Source organism: Ferruginibacter profundus, from assembly GCF_054783275.1.
In genome coordinates this window covers 1,692,639-1,711,059 of record NZ_BAAGQW010000002.1, presented here as the reverse complement: position 1 = coordinate 1,711,059, position 18,421 = coordinate 1,692,639, and the positions used below count along the sequence as shown (strand labels likewise).

Below are 18,421 nucleotides of genomic sequence, written 5' to 3'. Positions count from 1 at the left end.
ATGAAAAAACCACAATGAATCCAGCAATACTGCCTAATATAAAATACCTGCATATAGTGCGTGGGCTGGCAGCATTACTGGTGGTGGTATTTCATGCCAAATATGTTTTTTGGGTTGGCGGCACAGTATACAATAAAGAAATAGGATTGCATGGCTTTGGCGGGTATGCTTTATTTGCTGCCGATATGCTTTCTTCCTGCGGTAAAGAGTGTGTGGTGGTGTTTTTTATTTTATCTGCGTTTGTTATTAAACATTCTTTTTCGGGCCATCATTATACGTGGACAAATTTTTATAAAATAAGGCTGATAAGAATTTATTGGCCTTTTTTATGTTCCATGGTATTGTCCATTGCAATGCTGGTGATCTGTATACAATATATCAATCCGCATATTTACACCAGTACTTTAAGGGAGTATAATACAAGATTAAGTGAAGCTTATAACGATCTTTCAATAGGGCAGGTAATAAAAACTATTTTCTTTATTGATAAAGGAGAGTACGCCGGCTTTAACTATGCGTATTGGTCTTTGGGCCACGAACTTATCTTTTATATTTTATTTCCCCTCTATAACAAACTGAATAAATATACCACGCTGCTGGCTGCTGCTATATTTGCAGCCTTATTTTTAATAACCGGGTGGACCATATTTTACTACCAGGTATTTTTTGCAGCAGGGCTGTTGCTCTACCATTATTTTTTCAATCATTCCCGGGCAGCGGTAATTAAAAATAAAACAGTCTACCTGGTTATTCTTGCAGGCCTATTTGTAGCCGTTAATGTGTCTAACAAAATGATATCAGAAAAATTTTCTGATATGGTTACACTGCTGTTTTCGTTTTTTATTTTTGATTACATCCTCTACTTTATAAAAAAGAAAAACAGTGTGTTAATGAAGCTGGGAGATATCAGCTACAGTCTTTACCTGAATCATTTACCCATTTTATTACTCACCTATTCTTTAATTACATTGTATACCGGCCGCCTGGTTTTTTACAGCCGTATTCCGTATTATTCGGGTGTTATTATTGCAGTGTTGTTAACAATACCATTGTATTTGATAACAGAAAAACCTTCTGTGGCGTATCTTAAAAAATTAAGGAAATGATTTTTACTGAAAACGGTCCAGTGTTTTCCAGTATTTGTCTTTGTAAATAGTATAGGAAATGCTTAACTGGTTTTGAAAGGTTTTAATAATATCAAAAGTTATCCTGGAACAGGCTCTGAATTCTTTGCAGGCAAAAAAAATGGTACGTTCGTTATTGTAAGTTTGCCTGCCTGCGTTCAGGTAACCATCAAAGTCATGCAGTTTTTCCATCAGCGCTTCTTCAAACTTGTCCATCAATTTGTAACTTCCTTCATCAGGCATACCCGTTTCATTTCCTTTGTAAGTAATATCTATGGCCAGCATCCATGGGTGCGATGCTTTGGCATCCCAGGAAAGTAATTGTTGGTTCACTATAGCAATCATAGGCAGGTCATTGTCATCCTTTGCTTCCAATGCTGAATAGGTATCATTTTCTGTATCGTATCGTACCCCATCATATTTTTCTATAAATTCTTTTTCACGCCATACCAAATAATCTTTCAGTTTTTCGATCGGGATCAATTCTTCCTTTACTCCCGGGGCATCAAAATAAATATCATCAATTTGAGTGGCCATCATCATCTCCCCAAAGGCGTTGTCTAAATATATCAATGAGCCATTACCAATTGTATCGTGCCGTTCTTCGGCATAATCTTCATGTACAATATGGATCTCAATTTCATCCGGCTTTGCCGGATCAGTTATAGAAAAGAAATTGATTTTGTCGCTGTTAAAATCATATCCATTCATCCGGACTGTAGAAGTACCAAACCCGGTTTCAGGTTTTAACGCTGTAAATTTCCAGCCCTGTATTGCAGGAGCAGCTGCAACGATGTCTTCGGCAAAAACAATGTTTTTAATGTCTCCGTCCGGAGTAATAATTAATTCTGCTGTAGTATCGTCATACATGCCTACCAGGCCATACAGTTCGGGATTAAATTGCTGCAATTGATCGACTATCTGTTGCAGCTTTTCTGCGGCTTTATCCTGGGATTTTACGGCAGCATAAAAACTTTGTTCCTGCTGTAAAAACCAATTCCAGAATGCGGTGGGAGAGTCTATGAGGGGTTGTGTTTTTTTACCGTTAAATAATTTCTTTAAAAAGCTCATACAAATACAACTGTTTTTTACGTTTTAGTAAATAAAGATAGCGGTATAACTTAAAATTGGCATACTTAAACTAAAGCGCCTTTTTACTAACTTCGCCGTGCAAAAATTTCAAACCCCGAAAAACAAAATATATGCTTTTACTCAGCGGCCCCAATATGGCGGGCAACGAATTAAAATATGTTACCGAATGCATTACCACCGGTTGGGTGAGCAGTGTAGGCGCTTATGTTGACCAGTTTGAAAAAATGAGTGCTGAATTTGCAGGCACTAAATACGCAGTGGCTACCAGCAGCGGTACCACGGCCCTGCATATTTGCCTGGTGATAATGGGGGTGAACAGTGATGATTATGTAATTACACCAAACATTACTTTTATTGCAACCTGCAACTCTATTAAATACACCGGTGCTAATCCGATTTTTATTGATACCGATGTGGATAGCTGGCAGATGGACCTGAACCTGCTGGAAGAATTTTTAACCAACGAAACAGAACAACGCAACGGCGTTTGCCATTATAAAAAAGATGGTAAAAGAATTCCGGTGATAATGCCCGTACATGTATTGGGTAATATGTGCGATATGGACAGGTTGCTGGCACTGGCAAAGCAGCATAACCTTACCGTAATTGAAGATAGCACCGAAGCTTTGGGCAGTTATTATAAAGGTAAGCACGCTGGTAGTTTTGGTTTGATGGGTACGTTTAGTTACAACGGTAACAAAATTATTACTACCGGTGGTGGTGGTATGATTGTTACCAACGACGAAGCACTGGCAAAAAGAGCCAAGCACTTAACCACGCAGGCCAAGAGCGATCCTTTTGAATACATGCACGATGCAATAGGCTACAACTACCGCCTGGTAAATGTTGCAGCCGCAATGGGGGTGGCGCAAATGGAGCAGTTGCCGGGTTTTATCAAACGTAAATACGAGATCATCGATTTTTATAAAACTGCCTTGCAGGGAGTAGGGGATATTAAATTTCAACAGGTAAGTGATGATGTAAAACCAAACTGGTGGATGCCAACTATTTTTACAACAAAGCAAAAAGAAGTGCTGAAGGCCCTGAACGATAGTAAAATGCAGAGCCGGCCGTTCTGGGTGCCGATGAATCAATTACCGATGTTTACCAATGATATCTATTACAACCACACCGACAGATCGAATTTTGTGTACCAGCATTGCCTGAGCATTCCATGCTCTACTTACATTACCGATGCAGATTTAAAAGCGGTAAGTGATAAAATAAAAGAATGTTATTAAGGGTTCATGGTTCATAGCAGATGGTTCATAGTTTGAAACGACTATGCACTGTACTATGAACCATGAGCCATCAACCATGAATCAAAATGTATAAACTAACCAAGCGCCTCATCGATATTATCATAGCATCCCTTGTGCTCATCCTGCTGTCTCCCATCCTTATTCCCTCAATAATAATTTTATTGTTTACAGGAGAGCATGAAGTATTTTACTTTCAAAAAAGAGTGGGCTATAAAAATAAAATGTTTGATATCTGGAAGTTTGCCACCATGATGAAGAACAGCCCTAATATTGGTACAGGCGAAATTACATTGCGTAACGACCCAAGGGTAACCAGCTTTGGAAAATTGCTGCGTATCACAAAAATTAATGAGCTGCCGCAGATCATCAATGTATTTAAAGGAGATATGAGCATTGTAGGGCCAAGGCCATTGATGGAGGTGAGTGTAAAATTATATCCTGAAGAGATCCGTAATAAAATATATAACTGCAAACCGGGTATGACGGGAATTGGTTCCTTAATTTTCAGGGATGAAGAAAAAATTGTTTCTGATGCGGCCGATCCTAAAGCCATGTATGCACAGATCTATCCCTATAAGGGTGAGCTTGAAATGTGGTACCAGAAAAATGTTTCTTTCTATACCGACTTTATGATCATGTTTTTGACCGGCTGGTCCATCCTTTTCTCCAAAAACCAACTGGTCGGTAAAGTCTTTAAAGATCTGCCTCAAAGGAATTTCTGATGTTTGTTTACTCTTTTTGTGCTTTTTTTAAACAAATTAATTTTATTATTGTAATAGTAATGTAATAATTCCTTTACAATGAACTCATTTACTATTAAAGACCTGGAGAATCTTTCCGGTATAAAAGCCCATACCATACGCATCTGGGAGCAACGTTATTCTTTTATAAAGCCTGAGCGGTCCGATACCAATATCAGGTATTACAGCAATGATGAATTAAAAAAGATACTGAACGTTGCGTTGCTGAATAAATATGGCTATAAGATATCTCACATAGATAAAATGAATGAAGGTGAGATAAAGGAAAAGATACTTTCGCTCAACCAGATGGAGGCGCAACAGGAGCGTATTGTAAATGAGCTGATCCAGAGCATGGTGGATATTGATATTGAAAAACTGGAGCTCATTTTAGACAAATATATTCTTGCAAGGGGCATCGAAAGAACCATCACACAGATCATTTTTCCCTTTTTGGAAAAGATAGGGATACTATGGCTTACCAATCACATAAATCCTGCACAGGAGCACCTTGTAACCAATATCATCCGCCAGAAATTAATTGTAGGTATCGATGGTATTGTTACTGCATTAAAAGTAAATAAATCAGTACTCTTGTTTTTACCCGAAGGGGAATATCATGAGCTTGGATTATTGTTTATGTATTACCTTTTAAAAAGCCGTGGGGTAACAGCCATTTATTTAGGCAGCAGCGTGCCGCTTAAAGATGTGGAGTACGTGGTAAAACTTAAAAAGCCCGATTACCTCTATTCTCATCTTACCACAGTAGGACAAAATTTTAACTTCGATAAATTCATCAGCAACGTTACTCAAAAGTTTGCCGGTATACCTATAATCATCTCCGGGCAGCTTACCTGTACCTATCAAAAGAAGATTCACCCGCCCCTTAATTTTAAAAGATCTTTTGCAGAAGTGATGGATTTTGTATCCGGATTTTCCAAAATAACAAGCTAAAGCGCTGAAATATAATACGTTTAATCTTTTTTGCAAATAATTAAACAAAAAAGGCTGTGTTTTAAAAATTCTTGTTTAACTTTACACAACAATAATTAAACAAGAATATGTCAGCGATAGAATTTAACCAGGTAGTTATCAATAACGCAGAGTATTTAAAGCCCTTTGCCATAACGCTTACAAGGGATAGTGAAACAGCAAAAGACCTGTTACAGGAAACTATGTTCAGGGCCCTGGCCAACAGGGAAAAATATAACGCCGGTACCAATATTAAAGCATGGTTGTACACTATCATGCGTAATATTTTCATCAACGATTATCGCCGCAAGGCAAAACAAAATACGGTACTGGATAACAGCATCAACGAATTTCTGTTAAACAGTAACCAGCTTTCGGTAGTAAATGCTGCAGAGAGTAATTTAAAGATGAAAGAAATTCAGCAGGCAGTATACGAGTTACCCGATATTTTCAAAAATCCTTTCATGCTTTATTTTGATGGGTATAAATACAATGAGATTGCAGCGCTTTTAAAAGAACCATTGGGCACTATTAAAAGCCGTATTCATTTTGCACGGAAATTATTGAAAGAACAACTGACAAGGTTTTAATTGGTTACCGCTTTTTTATCCCGTTTTATATTTCAATATTCCTAAATTTAGTTCTTGAAAAAAGCAGTAATAATAGGTAGCGGATTTGCAGGTTTATCAGCAGCATGTTTTTTGGTAAAAGCAGGTTACGAAGTAACGGTTTTAGAAAAACAAGCAACACCTGGTGGCAGGGCAAGGCAATTGAAAGCAGATGGCTTTGTATTCGACATGGGGCCAAGCTGGTACTGGATGCCCGAAGTATTTGAACGTTTTTTTAATTGCTTTGGAAAAAAAGTAAGCGATTATTATCAACTGGAAAGATTAGATCCATCCTACAGAATATATTGGCCCGGTAACGAAATGGATGTTCCCGCCAGCTATGGTGAATTAAAAAAGTTATTTGAAACTATTGAACCCGGCAGTGCTGCACAACTGGATAAATTTTTAGCGGAAGCGGAATACAAATACAACGTAGGTATTAATAAACTGGTGCATAAGCCCGGACGGTCACTTACCGAATTTTTAGATTGGGAAGTGATAAAAGGCGTTTTTAAGCTGGATGTATTTGCCAACATGAAAAAACATGTGGCAAAATATTTTAAGCATCCGCAATTACAACAGATGATGGAATTTCCGGTATTGTTCTTAGGCGCTTTGCCCGAACATACTCCGGCATTGTACAGCCTGATGAATTATGCGGATATAAAATTGGGTACCTGGTATCCGCAGGGCGGCATGTATAAAATTGTAGAAGGGATGTATAGCCTTGCAAAAGAACTGGGGGTTATATTTTGTTTTGAACATGATGTACAAAGTATAAATGTAATTAACAATGAAGCAAAGTCGGTAACAAGCAGCGCAACTATCAACTATCAGCCATCAACTGTTAATTTTAAGGCGGATGTTGTTATAGGAGGAGCAGACTACCACTTTATAGAAACAAAATTATTACCCGGAAATTGTAGAACTTATAGCGACGAATACTGGAACAAAAGAGTAATGGCACCCGGTTGTTTATTATATTACGTAGGATTAAATAAAAAATTGAATCAGGTACTGCATCATTCGCTTTTTTTTGACACCGATTTTGGAGTGCATGGAAAAGAGATTTATACAGAACCCAAATGGCCGGAGAACCCTTTGTTTTATGTTAGCATTACTTCGGTAACTGATAACAGTGTGGCGCCGGAGGGTTATGAGAATTTATTTTTCCTGATACCCGTAGCAGCAGGTTTACAGGGAGATACAGAAGCATTAAGAGACCGGTACTTTGAAAATATTGTACAAAGATTTGAAAACAGGACAGGGCAAAAAATAAAAGAAAATATCGTTTATAAAAAATCTTACTCCGTAAGCAACTTCGTAAATGATTATAATTCTTTTAAAGGCAATGCCTACGGTTTGGCAAACACTTTACTGCAAACAGCGGTATTAAAACCGTCCTGCAAAAGCAAAAAAGTACGCAATCTTTTTTACACAGGGCAGTTAACAGTACCCGGTCCCGGTGTGCCACCAAGCCTTATCAGTGGCGAAGTGGTAGCAAAGGAAGTGATAAAACAATTAGGTTGATGTTTGTGTTTAATAATTAAAATAACTTTTGTTTTTGGATAATTACAATGATGAATCTTTTTCATAGCACCAGTCAGCAGTGCAGTAAAATAACTACTGAAATGTACAGCACTTCATTCAGCAGCGCTATAAAATTGCTGCATAAAGATCTGCGTACGCCTATTTATAATATTTACGGATTTGTGCGTTTTGCTGATGAAATTGTAGATACTTTTCATGGTTATGACAAGCAGCAATTGCTGGATGAATTTAAAACAGAAACCTATAATGCCATTGAAAGAGGCATCAGCCTTAACCCGGTACTACATAGTTTTCAGATCACGGTGAACGAGTTCAAAATAGAAATGAGTTTGATAGACGCATTCTTTACAAGTATGGAGTGCGATCTAAGCAAAGCAAAATATGATGCTGAAGGCTATGCGGCCTATATTTATGGCAGTGCAGAAGTGGTAGGGCTGATGTGCCTGTATGTTTTTTGCGAAGGCAACAAAAATGAATATGAAAGGTTAAAGCCCGCAGCGCAGGCATTAGGGGCAGCTTTTCAAAAAGTGAATTTTTTAAGAGACGTGAAAGCCGACTACCAGGAACTGAACCGTACCTATTTCCCCAATATGGATTTTAAAAATTTTACCGCAGCCATGAAACAGCAGATTGAACTGGAAATTGCGGAAGATTTTAAACATGCTTATGAAGGTATCTTACAATTACCTGTAAAGGCAAGATTTGGTGTGTATGTGGCCTATAAATATTATTTATCGTTGTTTAAAAAAATAAAAAAAGTACAGCCTGCAAAAATTTTAGAACAGCGTATCCGCATCCCTAATTACTCTAAAGCATTTATATTGGCCAAAGCCGGTATACGAACACAGTTTAATATTCTGTAATTTCACCGCTTTAATAATCCACGAAATTTTGAACCGATTAATATTAGTTGATGAACATGATGTGCCTTTGGGTACAATAGAAAAAATGGAAGCGCATGAAAAAGCTCTGCTGCACCGTGCTTTCAGTGTTTTTATTTTTAATACCAAAGGCGAAATGTTATTACAACAAAGAGCATTTACCAAATACCATAGCGGTGGATTGTGGACCAATGCCTGCTGCAGCCACCCTTATGTTGATCAGGATACGCTGGCAGCTGCTGAAAAAAGATTGCAGGAAGAAATGGGTTTTACTACGCCCCTCACCAAGGCATTTGAATTTGTGTATAAGGCACCTTTTGATAATGGGTTAACCGAACATGAATACGATCATGTTTTTATTGGTACTTATGAAGGAACTATTACACCTGATAAAGAAGAGGTAGCTGATTACTGTTTTAAACCTGTAAACGAAATAAGATCTTTACTGGAGCAGCATCCTGACCAGTATACCGTATGGTTTAAGATCGCTTTTCCAAAAGTGGAAGATTATCTTGCACAAAAAAAATAATCGGGCTTTATAAGCTCTTTTTTAAGTTACTTTTGCCGCATCTACGGCAGTACAGGTATGAGTAATAAAAAAGCAATTATTATAGGCAGTGGTGTAGCAGGTCTGGCAACAGCCATTCGTTTAGCTGTACAGGGTTTTGCCGTAACAGTGTATGAAAAAAATGGTTACCCCGGGGGCAAATTATCTGCCTTTGAAAAAGCTGGGTTTCATTTTGATGCCGGTCCTTCTTTATTTACACAGCCAGAAAATATAGCAGCTTTATTTGAACTGGCCGGCGAACCCATGGCAAATTATTTCAACTATAAACCTGTTGCTATTGCCTGCAAATATTTTTATGCCAACGGAAAAATAGTAGAAGCATTTACCGATGCTGAAACTTTTGGAAAAGAACTGGAAGATAAATTGGGTGAATCTGCAACTACAGTAAAAAAATATTTGGCAGGCGCCACAAATAACTACAACAATATCGGTACTATCTTTTTAAATCATTCGCTGCATAAAAGAAAGACATGGCTCAATAAAAGGATTTTTAAAGCGTTGGGCGCAACCAAATACAGCTATCTTTTTAAAACTTTACACCAATATAATACAGCAAAATTCAAATCTGCCGAAGCGGTTCAGTTATTTAATCGTTATGCCACGTACAACGGCAGCAATCCCTACAAAGCACCGGGAATGCTTAGCCTGATACCGCACCTGGAATATAACGAAGGCATTTTTTATCCTGAAGGAGGAATGATCAGCATCACCAACGCCTTATATGCATTAGCTTTAAAAAAAGGCGTGCAATTTCATTTTAATACACCGGTACAAAAAATTATTCATCACGAAAGAACAGTAAGAGGTGTGGTGGTGAATGATGAAAATGTATTATCGGATATTGTAGTGAGTAATATGGATGTATACTTTACTTACCGCCGGTTAATGGATGATGTAAACAAAGCCAGGGAGGTTTTACAGCAGGAGAGAAGCAGCAGCGCACTGGTTTTTTACTGGGGTATCAAAAAAGAATTTGAAGAACTGCAACTGCATAATATTTTCTTCAGCGAAAATTATAAGGCAGAGTTTGATTGTTTATTTAAAACAAAAACTTTGTACTATGACCCTACGGTATACATCAACATTACTTCTAAAATGGAAGCTGGCCATGCGCCGGCAGGAAAAGAAAACTGGTTTGTGATGATTAATGCCCCTGCAAATACAGGACAGGATTGGGAAGTACTTAAGCAGGAAGCCAGGAAGAAAATTATAGAGAAACTCAATACTATTTTAAAAACCGATATTGAACCATTGATTGCAACAGAAGAGTTGCTGGATCCTGTAGAAATTGAAGAAAAAACGGCGTCTTACAGGGGTTCGTTATACGGCACCAGCTCTAATTCAAAGCTGGCGGCTTTTTTGCGGCATCCGAATTTTACAGGTGCCGTAAAAGGTTTATTTTTCTGCGGCGGAAGCGTACATCCCGGCGGAGGTATACCTTTATGTTTAAAGAGTGCTCAAATTGTAAGCGACCTGGTTAAAACTGAAAAACGTGCCCATTAAATTTTCCAAATATCAGATTGCAACAGCTATTGCTGTTTTGTTTCATGCCATTGGTTTTGCAGGCATCGTTTTTTTTAAAGACAGTTTTATACTGCAGGCAACGCCTGTCAATCTGTTACTGATGTTTGGTTTACTCATCTGGACACAAGCAGAAAAAAATACTTCCTTCTGGATTTTTGTGTTAATAACAGCAGCTATTGGTATTACAGTAGAAGTAGTTGGCGTAAACACTAAGTTATTATTCGGTGATTATATTTACGGCAGTGTACTGGGCCCTAAAATAAAGAACGTGCCATTAATTATTGGTATCAACTGGTTCATCACTATTTATTGTTGCGGCGTAAGTGTGCATACGCTGCTGGTAAAAGCTATTGATAAAGTATCTGCCGAAACGTCCACACCACCAATGGCATTAAAAGCAGTATCGGTAATTGTGGATGGCGCTACACTGGCAGTTTTTTTCGACTGGCTGATGGAACCCGTTGCAGTACAATTGGGATATTGGAAATGGGCCGCCGAAATTCCTTTTTATAATTACCTCTGCTGGTTTATGGTAGCTGTAATTTTACTGGCAGTTTTCCATTTCTTAAAATTTAATAAGCAGAACAAATTCGCAGTACATTTGTTAATGATACAGGTAATGTTTTTTTTACTGTTAAGAACATTTTTAAATAACTGATGAACTGGTTACTTTTTATACTCATTACTTTATCTACCTTTCTTCTTATGGAAGGCATCACCTGGCTTACACACCGTTTTGTAATGCATGGTTTTTTGTGGTATTTGCACGAAGATCATCATAAACCCACCGGCCATAAATTAGAAAAGAACGACGCCTTCTTCCTGATCTTTGCAATTCCAAGCTGGTTGTGTATCATGCTGGGGCTGCAAAATAAAGTGTATTGGGTGGCTGCCATTGGTTTTGGTATCGCACTTTACGGACTGGCTTACTTTATTGTACATGAAGTGATCATTCACCAGCGTTTTAAATGGTTTACCCGTAGCAACAACACTTACATTAAAACCATCCGCTGGGCCCACAAAATGCACCATAAACATTTGGATAAACACGAAGGCGAAAGCTTTGGTATGCTGATGGTAGCTAAAAAATATTGGGAAAAAGTAAAAACGGATAAAAGTATACAGGCGGAAGGGAAGAAAGTATAAAAAGTAAAATAAGGGATATAGATGAATGAGGTATAAATATAAATAATGTAGCAAAGTTTTGCGAAGCATTTAAATTAACGATTCACCTCTCACGTCTCACGTCTCACCTCTCACGCTTCACGTCTCCCCACTCACCACCCCCACAAATTGCTCATACATTTCCCGCCATCCTTCAAACTCTTTTGCGGTGCCAAAAAAATTATTGTGCCAGATGGTGATTAATGTGCCGTTCACATCTTTACACACTTTGTAATACTGCAGTAATTCTTCATAAGCCTGTTGGGCAGAAAAATGTTGTTCGTAATAGGAATTGGCATCCATAAAACAAAAAGGATGAATACGCAGGTCGGTGTATTGTTCGTTTTGAAGGTCGTACCAATAAAACGAGGAAGCTACAGATGCCCTGAAACCATTGATACTGCCGTATCCCATGCTATAGTCGTCGGTAATACCGGCTTCAATTAATTTTTGATAGCCGTCGGGTAAATTGAAACGGATATAATGCTGCCTGCTGAGTGTCGGGGCAGTTTTATCAACCTGAGCCATTGCCCCGAATTGTTCAATTTCTTTTTTAAGCAAGTTAAAATCATCGCCACTTTGCCAGCTGGGATGAATGCCAACAGTATATTTTTTTGCATGATACTTTACCAACCGCCACATCACATCCCGTGAGGGTAAAATATTTTTATCGTAAATGCCGTTCTTTTCTGCCACCAAAAAAAAGTAAATGGCAGCCAGTTTATTTTTCTGGTGCAACTCATTCATCCAGCCAAAGGAATCAAACGGGTCTTTTTGCAAACCCAGTAAAACTTTAATTCTTTCTGCCGAAGGGGATTTTAAAAAGCCGCCAATATTTCTTACAAAGCCTTTGTGTTTATAACTAAATGCAATATCAATATCGTAAGTGGGTTTAAACCGGAAGATGGAATATTGTGCTTTGTATTGATATTCCGGTGCAGGAAATTTTTTCTTAATGGCAGCAATAAAATCCTTAGCCCAGGTATTGATCAATGGCAAATGCAAAAACCCTTCTTTAAAAGCCAGGGCATTTTCATGTGCATAGCGGCCATACATATCTTTGGCGTGCGGTAAATATTCTTCGTAGCGGGTAAGTAAATAAAATGTAGCTGCAAAAATGTCGAATGAAAAATCTCCGGCTATAGTTTTATAAAATGCTTTATACCCATTCGTCTCAAAACAAGTGATCGCTTGTTCTTTTATGCCATTTTCAAATAACAATTCGCAATTGGGTATCCAGAATTCTTTTTCTTTAATTGGAGTTGCAGAATAATTAATACCAACAGCTTCATGATTTTTAAATTCCTCCGAATCAATTGTGATGACACAATTAAGCCCCAGTAATTCTTTAAAAATAAATGCCACACTGTATTGCAGTCTTGATGATGATATAGGAGCGTAAATTAAAATCATGCAGGCACAAATTAGAAAACTTGGCTCACACAAAGAGGGTTTAAAAAAAATATTTTTACTTACCTGATATAATGTTGTATCCCAAACCCAAAAACGGCTGATGCTGAAGCATTGAAATCGGCATTAAAATTTCCACTTACATTTAAATACCCACCTGTGGTAACAAATAGCCGCGTATTATAATTCACAAAATAATTACCTGAAAAATTAATCCAGGTGTTATTGGTCAGATTTTCATTTGATACAGCCCATACCAGCATGTTAGAGAGCCGGGTGCTGATATTGGTTCTGGTGTTGGGGTAATAACTCCACTCTAAATAACCATACAGGTTACCGGATAAATTATCAGTGAAGTATTCATCCTTAATGACATTATAGCTGTTTTTCTCCTTGCTGTAGATGTAAGAGGTACTTAATGTAAGCCCTTTATTATACTGCTTTTTAATACTGATGGCTTTTGCTTTTTCAATACCGATGCTCAACGTGGCAATTACAAATTTGGAAGATAATTTTGATGTGCTGTCAACCGGCATTAAATCAAAAACCGTTTTTCTGTTATTGATTCCTATTGACGGGGTAAGGGTAATAAATTTTTCCAGTCCATGCCTTCGCTGTTCATTAAAGGCATAAAACCAATCATCATTAACGGTAGTAAAATAATCGATACTCTTTTCTTTTACTAATCCCGTGGCATTTAAAAACGAGTCAATCTGTTTTAATTCAAAAATATGTTTGCGCCTGAAATCAAATAAACGGGTGTTGTTTATCCTGGTGATGGTTTTGGCAAGACCGTTAATATCATCATTGCTGAAATCTGCAGAAAGTAAATTATTCTTCTTAAGATCGTTGAGGATATTGTAAGCCATTTGTGCATCCGTAACATTTTCTATCCTCCCTTTTCCAAAGCCGATAGAATAACCGGTTGAAAGAAAATCCACATTATCTTTTAAAGTATAATTATTGTTGCTGCTGTATATAGATTGTTTTATCTCGGAAGAATAGCCGCTTAAAAAGTATTTATTGCCCCTATACTTTTTTTGAGTTACAGCCTGGGTGATGGAGTAGGTGAAATTCGAATTACGTTGTACCCCTGTTGCCAGGTTGGCCTTGTCGTAACTATAACCAACAGATACGCCATAGGAGTAATACGCCAGTATATCATCTGTACTTACTATTCTTGTGGCTTCTAATTTTGGATTGAGCGAAAAATTCAGCGGGTTATTAGTGTTGCCTCCTGAAATATTGCCATTGGCATTACCTGATAATAATACCGACCGGTAATTGGGGGTACGAAATTTAAATTGTTGTAAAAATGTACCGGAATCTTTTTGGGCAAAGGCAATAGTGGTACCACATAAAAATAACAGCAGGGTAAAAATTCTCATAGACAAGGTTTTCTCAAATATGCAACTTATATATTAAAGAAAACGTTAAATGCTATTTACCTTTCATACGTTCTTTCCACATTTCATTAAAAGTCTTCGGGCTGAAGTTAAGTTCGCTGCGGTGTTCTTTCCAGCCTTTAAATAAGCCATTTACTACTTTGTTTTTTAAATTACCGTTGCCCATATTCATCAGGCCTCTTTTTAATGAAGCGATCTTCCACATTTTCCAGGCCATCTTTTCACTGAAAGTTACCAGCCCTTCGTCCACACTTTCTTTACGGTTTTCTAAAAGCAGCTCATGTAAATTTATTTTTACGGCGCATACTTCGGTACAATTACCACAAAGCGATGAGGCATAACTGAGGTGTTTAAAATCTTCCATACCCTGCAGGTGTGGTGTTATTACACTGCCAATAGGGCCGCTGTATGTAGCTCCGTATGCATGGCCTCCAATATTTTTATAAATAGGGCAGGCGTTTAAACAGGCACCGCAACGGATGCAGTATAAACTCTCTCTTTGCTTAGGATTTTTAATGATGTTGGTGCGGCCATTGTCTAACAATATCACATACATTTCTTCGGGGCCGTCGGTTTCGTTTTCCTGCCTGGGGCCGGTTACAATGGTGTTATATACAGTAACTTTTTGCCCTGTACCAAAAGTAGAGAGCAGGGGCCAGAACAAAGCCAGGTCGGTAACAGAAGGGATCATCTTTTCTATACCTACAATTACAATATGTGTTTTTGGAAAAGCACAACTCAATCTTGCATTGCCTTCATTTTCTGTAACCGCAATGCCGCCGATATCGCTGATAATAAAATTAGCGCCGGTAACACCCACTTCGGCATGTACATATTTCTCTCTTAAAATTTCTCTTGCTTTTAAAGTAAGTTGTTGCGGTGTGAAATTTATTGGCGTTCCTAATTTCTGATTGAACAGTTTGGCCACATCTTCCTTGCTCTTATGCATGGCCGGTGTTACAATATGGTAAGGCGGCTCGCCATCTAATTGCTGAATGTATTCTCCCAGGTCAGTCTCCACACTTTCAATACCATGTTCTTCCATGGCTTTATTCAAATGAATTTCTTCGGTAACCATGCTCTTGCTTTTTACCAAAGTCTTACAATTTTTTTCTTTGCAGATCTTTACCACTTCATCAATGGCCTGTTGTGCATTTTCGGCCCATATCACTTTGCCTCCTCGTTTGGTAAAATTCAGCTCAAACTCTTCCAGTTGCTGGTCCAGGGTTTCAATGGCTTTCCACTTAATATTTTTAGCCCTTTCCCTTACCAGGTGTACATCGGCAAATTGTTGTTTGCCTTCGGGTACTTTGCTGTTGTATTTGCCAATATTAAAATTGATCTTACGGCGATGTTCCAGGTCGGCCGCTTTGATCTTACTTTTCGCTATAAATGTTTCTGAATTTTCTGACATATATTTTGGCACTAATGGCACAAATTTACACTAATGAAAAATTATACTTCAAATGTTTTTTGTTGATCAGCTTTTGTTCTATGATTGAAGTATAGAGACAACACTCCGTTCAACAATGGTAATTACTATCCACTTTTGTGAGAGCAAAGATAAAGTATTACTAAGGAAGTCGATCCCTGCGAAAATTATTTAACCTTTATCAACACACCTGTTTGATAACTGCTGATGGTATAACTGTCCACAAAAGGGGTATCCTCAGTCCCCTTACCACTTTGTTTCTTATCACCCAGTTTAATACTAAAAAATTCTACCTGCATTTTCCCGTTCTCTACTTTGTAATTATCTACAATGGTATTGCCTTGTACAGTAAAAGCACCATGGATGGCATTGCCATGTACATAACTGTCTAAAATAATACCGTCTTTTTCATCAATCACCCAGTGTCCTGCAGCACTGTCAACAGGTTTTAATAGATAAGGGCGGTTATCCTCTTTCCCGGGTGGAGTCGAAGGGGTTCCATAAATTATTTGCCAGGTAAACTGACCAGCAGAATCTGCAGGTTGAATACGCAACTGCATGGTAAAAGTTTGTGTAGGTTTTCCATTTACCATCCATTGCAATTTTCCTTTCCAGTTGCCGATGAAAGATTGCGGAAAGCTATTTTTATTTTGCGATGCAGCAATAAGTGAAGCAAAAATTACCAGGACAAACAGCATTACTTTTTTCATTACCTGCAATGTATTTTCTATTGTTTTTACGGCGCAAAGATAAAGTATTACCGGTAGCCATTGCTTTACCTGCTATTGCTGCCGATAGTTAATAAGGGCCACATGGTAACTATTGCAAAAGCGGATCAATATAACCTAACTTTGCTTTAAGCTGTTGTGTTGTATGAATTTTTTACAGATCATAAGTTATACCGGTATTTTTATTTTTGCCATTACGGGTGCACTAAAAGCCCGTGCCTACAAAATGGATATTTTTGGTGGCATTGTACTGGCATTTGTAACAGCCTATGGTGGTGGTACTTTAAGAGATATATTAATTGGTGTAAAACCCGTGAACTGGGTTAATGACAATCTTGCTTTGATACTGGTACTTTCCGGCACTGCCTTTACCTTTTTTTTAAAAGAAAACCTGCGCAACTTTAATAAGTTTATCTTTTTTACAGATGCTATAGGATTGGGGCTTTTTACGGCAACCGGCATTAAGGTAGGATTGCTCAATGGTTTAAATGAAACCTATGCCCTGATTATGGGTGTAATTACAGCCACTTTTGGCGGATTGATTGCCGATATACTTTGCAATGCCGTACCCAATTTATTAAAAAAAGGAGAACTGTATGCAACAGCCTGCGCCATTGGTGGCGGAGGTTATCTGGTGCTTAATAAATTTATTTCAGCAAAAGACCTCAACCTTTTTTTATGCGTGGTAATTGTTGTAGCACTCAGAATTTATTCTAAAAGAAAAAGGCTGATGCTGCCGGAAATATAAAATCTGCAAAGATTAAATTACGCCCAACTCTTTTCCGATTTTTGTAAACGCAGCAATCGCTTTATCTAAATGCTGTTGCTCATGCGCTGCACTTAACTGTACCCGTATCCTTGCCTGTCCTTTTGCCACCACCGGAAAGAAAAAGCCGATCACATAAATACCTTCGCTTAATAATTTGGCAGCAAAATTCTGAGCTACCACTGCATCGTACAACATGATGGGTACAATAGGGTGGTCGCCGGGTTTAATATCAAAACCAGCGGCTGTCATCTTTTCCCTGAAATACCTGGTATTGAATTCCAGTTTATCTCTCAGTTCTGTGGTTTCGCTCAGCATATCCAATACCGCAATACTGGCACCTACAATACTTGGCGCTACAGTATTACTGAACAGGTAGGGGCGGCTACGCTGGCGCAATAATTCCACAATTTCTTTTCTGCCCGACGTAAAACCACCGCTTGCACCACCTAATGCTTTACCTAATGTGCCGGTGATAATATCTATTCGCCCCATTACGCCACGGTATTCGTGTGTGCCTCTGCCGGTCTTTCCTAAAAAGCCCGAAGAGTGGCATTCGTCTATCATTACAATGGCATCGTAGGTATCGGCCAGGTCGCAGATCTTATCCAGTTGTGCAATAGTACCATCCATGCTAAAGCTGCCATCAGTAACAATAATGCGGCTGCGTAAATGAGCACTTTCTTTCAGCTTTGCCTCCAGGTCTTCCATATTATTATGTTCGTACCTGTAGCGTTGCGCCTTACACAAACGTACGCCATCAATAATACTGGCATGGTTCAATGCATCGCTGATGATGGCATCCTGTTCGCCAAATAAGGGTTCAAACACACCGCCATTGGCATCAAAGGCAGCAGCATATAAAATGGTATCTTCTGTACCTAAAAATTCGGCTAATTTTTTTTCCAGTTCTTTATGAATATCCTGTGTGCCGCAGATGAAGCGTACACTGCTCATGCCATAACCCCTCAGGTCGATATATTTTTTTGCGGCGGCCAGCACTTTGGGATGGCTGCTGAGGCCCAGGTAGTTATTGGCACAAAAATTCAATACGGTGGTGCCGCCAACAATAATTTCGGCCCCCTGCTCACTGGCAATAATGCGTTCTTTTTTAGACAGGCCGGCGGCTTCAATTTCGGAGAGTTCGGCAGCAATGCGGTCAACAAATTTCTGATTCATAAGCGTAGTTTAGT

At 38.4% G+C, this 18,421-nt stretch carries 18 protein-coding genes; 12 read left to right on the top strand and 6 right to left on the bottom strand.

Annotated elements, in window-relative coordinates; all coding sequences use genetic code 11:
- Positions 1-14 precede the first annotated feature (14 nt).
- Positions 15-1,106, top strand: a complete 1,092-nt coding sequence (locus ACYVM0_RS17340) for an acyltransferase family protein (RefSeq protein WP_460558993.1) — start codon at positions 15-17, stop codon at positions 1,104-1,106.
- Positions 1,107-1,109: 3 nt separating this feature from the next.
- Here ACYVM0_RS17340 and ACYVM0_RS17335 read toward each other — a convergent pair whose 3' ends face one another.
- Positions 1,110-2,195, bottom strand: coding sequence for a DUF695 domain-containing protein (locus ACYVM0_RS17335; protein ID WP_460558991.1), 1,086 nt, complete (start codon positions 2,193-2,195; stop codon positions 1,110-1,112).
- A 131-nt stretch (positions 2,196-2,326) separates the two neighbouring features.
- On the opposite strand from ACYVM0_RS17335, the gene ACYVM0_RS17330 reads away from it, so the two are divergent.
- The 10 genes from ACYVM0_RS17330 to ACYVM0_RS17285 all read left to right on the top strand — a co-directional run bounded on the left by ACYVM0_RS17330 (position 2,327) and on the right by ACYVM0_RS17285 (position 11,468).
- A complete protein-coding gene (locus ACYVM0_RS17330) occupies positions 2,327-3,457 on the top strand; it encodes a LegC family aminotransferase (protein ID WP_460558989.1) in 1,131 nt (376 codons plus the stop codon).
- An 86-nt stretch (positions 3,458-3,543) separates the two neighbouring features.
- Positions 3,544-4,200 (top strand): sugar transferase, encoded by a 657-nt coding sequence (locus ACYVM0_RS17325; RefSeq protein ID WP_460558987.1) that lies wholly within the window; start codon positions 3,544-3,546, stop codon positions 4,198-4,200.
- A gap of 78 nt (positions 4,201-4,278) precedes the next feature.
- Positions 4,279-5,172: a MerR family transcriptional regulator gene (locus ACYVM0_RS17320; RefSeq protein ID WP_460558985.1), complete on the top strand. Its 894-nt coding sequence runs from the start codon at positions 4,279-4,281 to the stop codon at positions 5,170-5,172.
- A 107-nt stretch (positions 5,173-5,279) separates the two neighbouring features.
- Positions 5,280-5,780 (top strand): RNA polymerase sigma factor, encoded by a 501-nt coding sequence (locus ACYVM0_RS17315; RefSeq protein ID WP_460558983.1) that lies wholly within the window; start codon positions 5,280-5,282, stop codon positions 5,778-5,780.
- 54 nt (positions 5,781-5,834) lie between these two features.
- On the top strand, positions 5,835-7,328 hold the full coding sequence (locus ACYVM0_RS17310; RefSeq protein WP_460558981.1) for a phytoene desaturase family protein: 1,494 nt from the start codon (positions 5,835-5,837) through the stop codon (positions 7,326-7,328).
- Between the two features lie 101 nt (positions 7,329-7,429).
- Entirely contained in the window at positions 7,430-8,212 is a 783-nt protein-coding gene (locus ACYVM0_RS17305; RefSeq protein ID WP_460558979.1) for a phytoene/squalene synthase family protein, read from the top strand.
- 28 nt (positions 8,213-8,240) lie between these two features.
- Positions 8,241-8,759 (top strand): isopentenyl-diphosphate Delta-isomerase, encoded by a 519-nt coding sequence (gene idi / locus ACYVM0_RS17300; RefSeq protein ID WP_460558977.1) that lies wholly within the window; start codon positions 8,241-8,243, stop codon positions 8,757-8,759.
- 57 nt (positions 8,760-8,816) lie between these two features.
- On the top strand, positions 8,817-10,301 hold the full coding sequence (gene crtD / locus ACYVM0_RS17295) for a phytoene desaturase family protein (protein ID WP_460558975.1): 1,485 nt from the start codon (positions 8,817-8,819) through the stop codon (positions 10,299-10,301).
- Positions 10,291-10,980: a carotenoid biosynthesis protein gene (locus tag ACYVM0_RS17290; RefSeq protein ID WP_460558973.1), complete on the top strand. Its 690-nt coding sequence runs from the start codon at positions 10,291-10,293 to the stop codon at positions 10,978-10,980. Before crtD ends, ACYVM0_RS17290 begins: the two co-directional genes overlap by 11 nt.
- Positions 10,980-11,468, top strand: coding sequence for a sterol desaturase family protein (locus ACYVM0_RS17285; protein WP_460558971.1), 489 nt, complete (start codon positions 10,980-10,982; stop codon positions 11,466-11,468). The genes ACYVM0_RS17290 and ACYVM0_RS17285 overlap by 1 nt, the downstream gene beginning before the upstream one ends.
- A gap of 117 nt (positions 11,469-11,585) precedes the next feature.
- Here ACYVM0_RS17285 and ACYVM0_RS17280 read toward each other — a convergent pair whose 3' ends face one another.
- The 4 genes from ACYVM0_RS17280 to ACYVM0_RS17265 all read right to left on the bottom strand — a co-directional run bounded on the left by ACYVM0_RS17280 (position 11,586) and on the right by ACYVM0_RS17265 (position 16,444).
- A complete protein-coding gene (locus ACYVM0_RS17280; RefSeq protein WP_460558969.1) occupies positions 11,586-12,899 on the bottom strand; it encodes a polysaccharide deacetylase family protein in 1,314 nt (437 codons plus the stop codon).
- A gap of 59 nt (positions 12,900-12,958) precedes the next feature.
- Positions 12,959-14,284 (bottom strand): hypothetical protein, encoded by a 1,326-nt coding sequence (locus tag ACYVM0_RS17275; protein ID WP_460558967.1) that lies wholly within the window; start codon positions 14,282-14,284, stop codon positions 12,959-12,961.
- A 52-nt stretch (positions 14,285-14,336) separates the two neighbouring features.
- The gene (locus ACYVM0_RS17270) at positions 14,337-15,716 is read right to left on the bottom strand and encodes a lactate utilization protein B (RefSeq protein WP_460558965.1); all 1,380 of its coding nucleotides are present in this window, start codon (positions 15,714-15,716) and stop codon (positions 14,337-14,339) included.
- 185 nt (positions 15,717-15,901) lie between these two features.
- A complete protein-coding gene (locus ACYVM0_RS17265; RefSeq protein WP_460558963.1) occupies positions 15,902-16,444 on the bottom strand; it encodes a hypothetical protein in 543 nt (180 codons plus the stop codon).
- A 163-nt stretch (positions 16,445-16,607) separates the two neighbouring features.
- Between ACYVM0_RS17265 and ACYVM0_RS17260 the strand changes: the two genes are divergently transcribed.
- Positions 16,608-17,210: a trimeric intracellular cation channel family protein gene (locus ACYVM0_RS17260; RefSeq protein WP_460558961.1), complete on the top strand. Its 603-nt coding sequence runs from the start codon at positions 16,608-16,610 to the stop codon at positions 17,208-17,210.
- Between the two features lie 12 nt (positions 17,211-17,222).
- Here the strand turns inward: ACYVM0_RS17260 and kbl are convergent, their stop codons facing one another.
- Positions 17,223-18,407 carry a PLP-dependent aspartate aminotransferase family protein gene (gene kbl, locus ACYVM0_RS17255; RefSeq protein WP_460558959.1) on the bottom strand — a complete coding sequence of 395 codons (1,185 nt, stop codon included), beginning with the start codon at positions 18,405-18,407 and terminating at the stop codon, positions 17,223-17,225.
- Positions 18,408-18,421 lie beyond the last annotated feature (14 nt).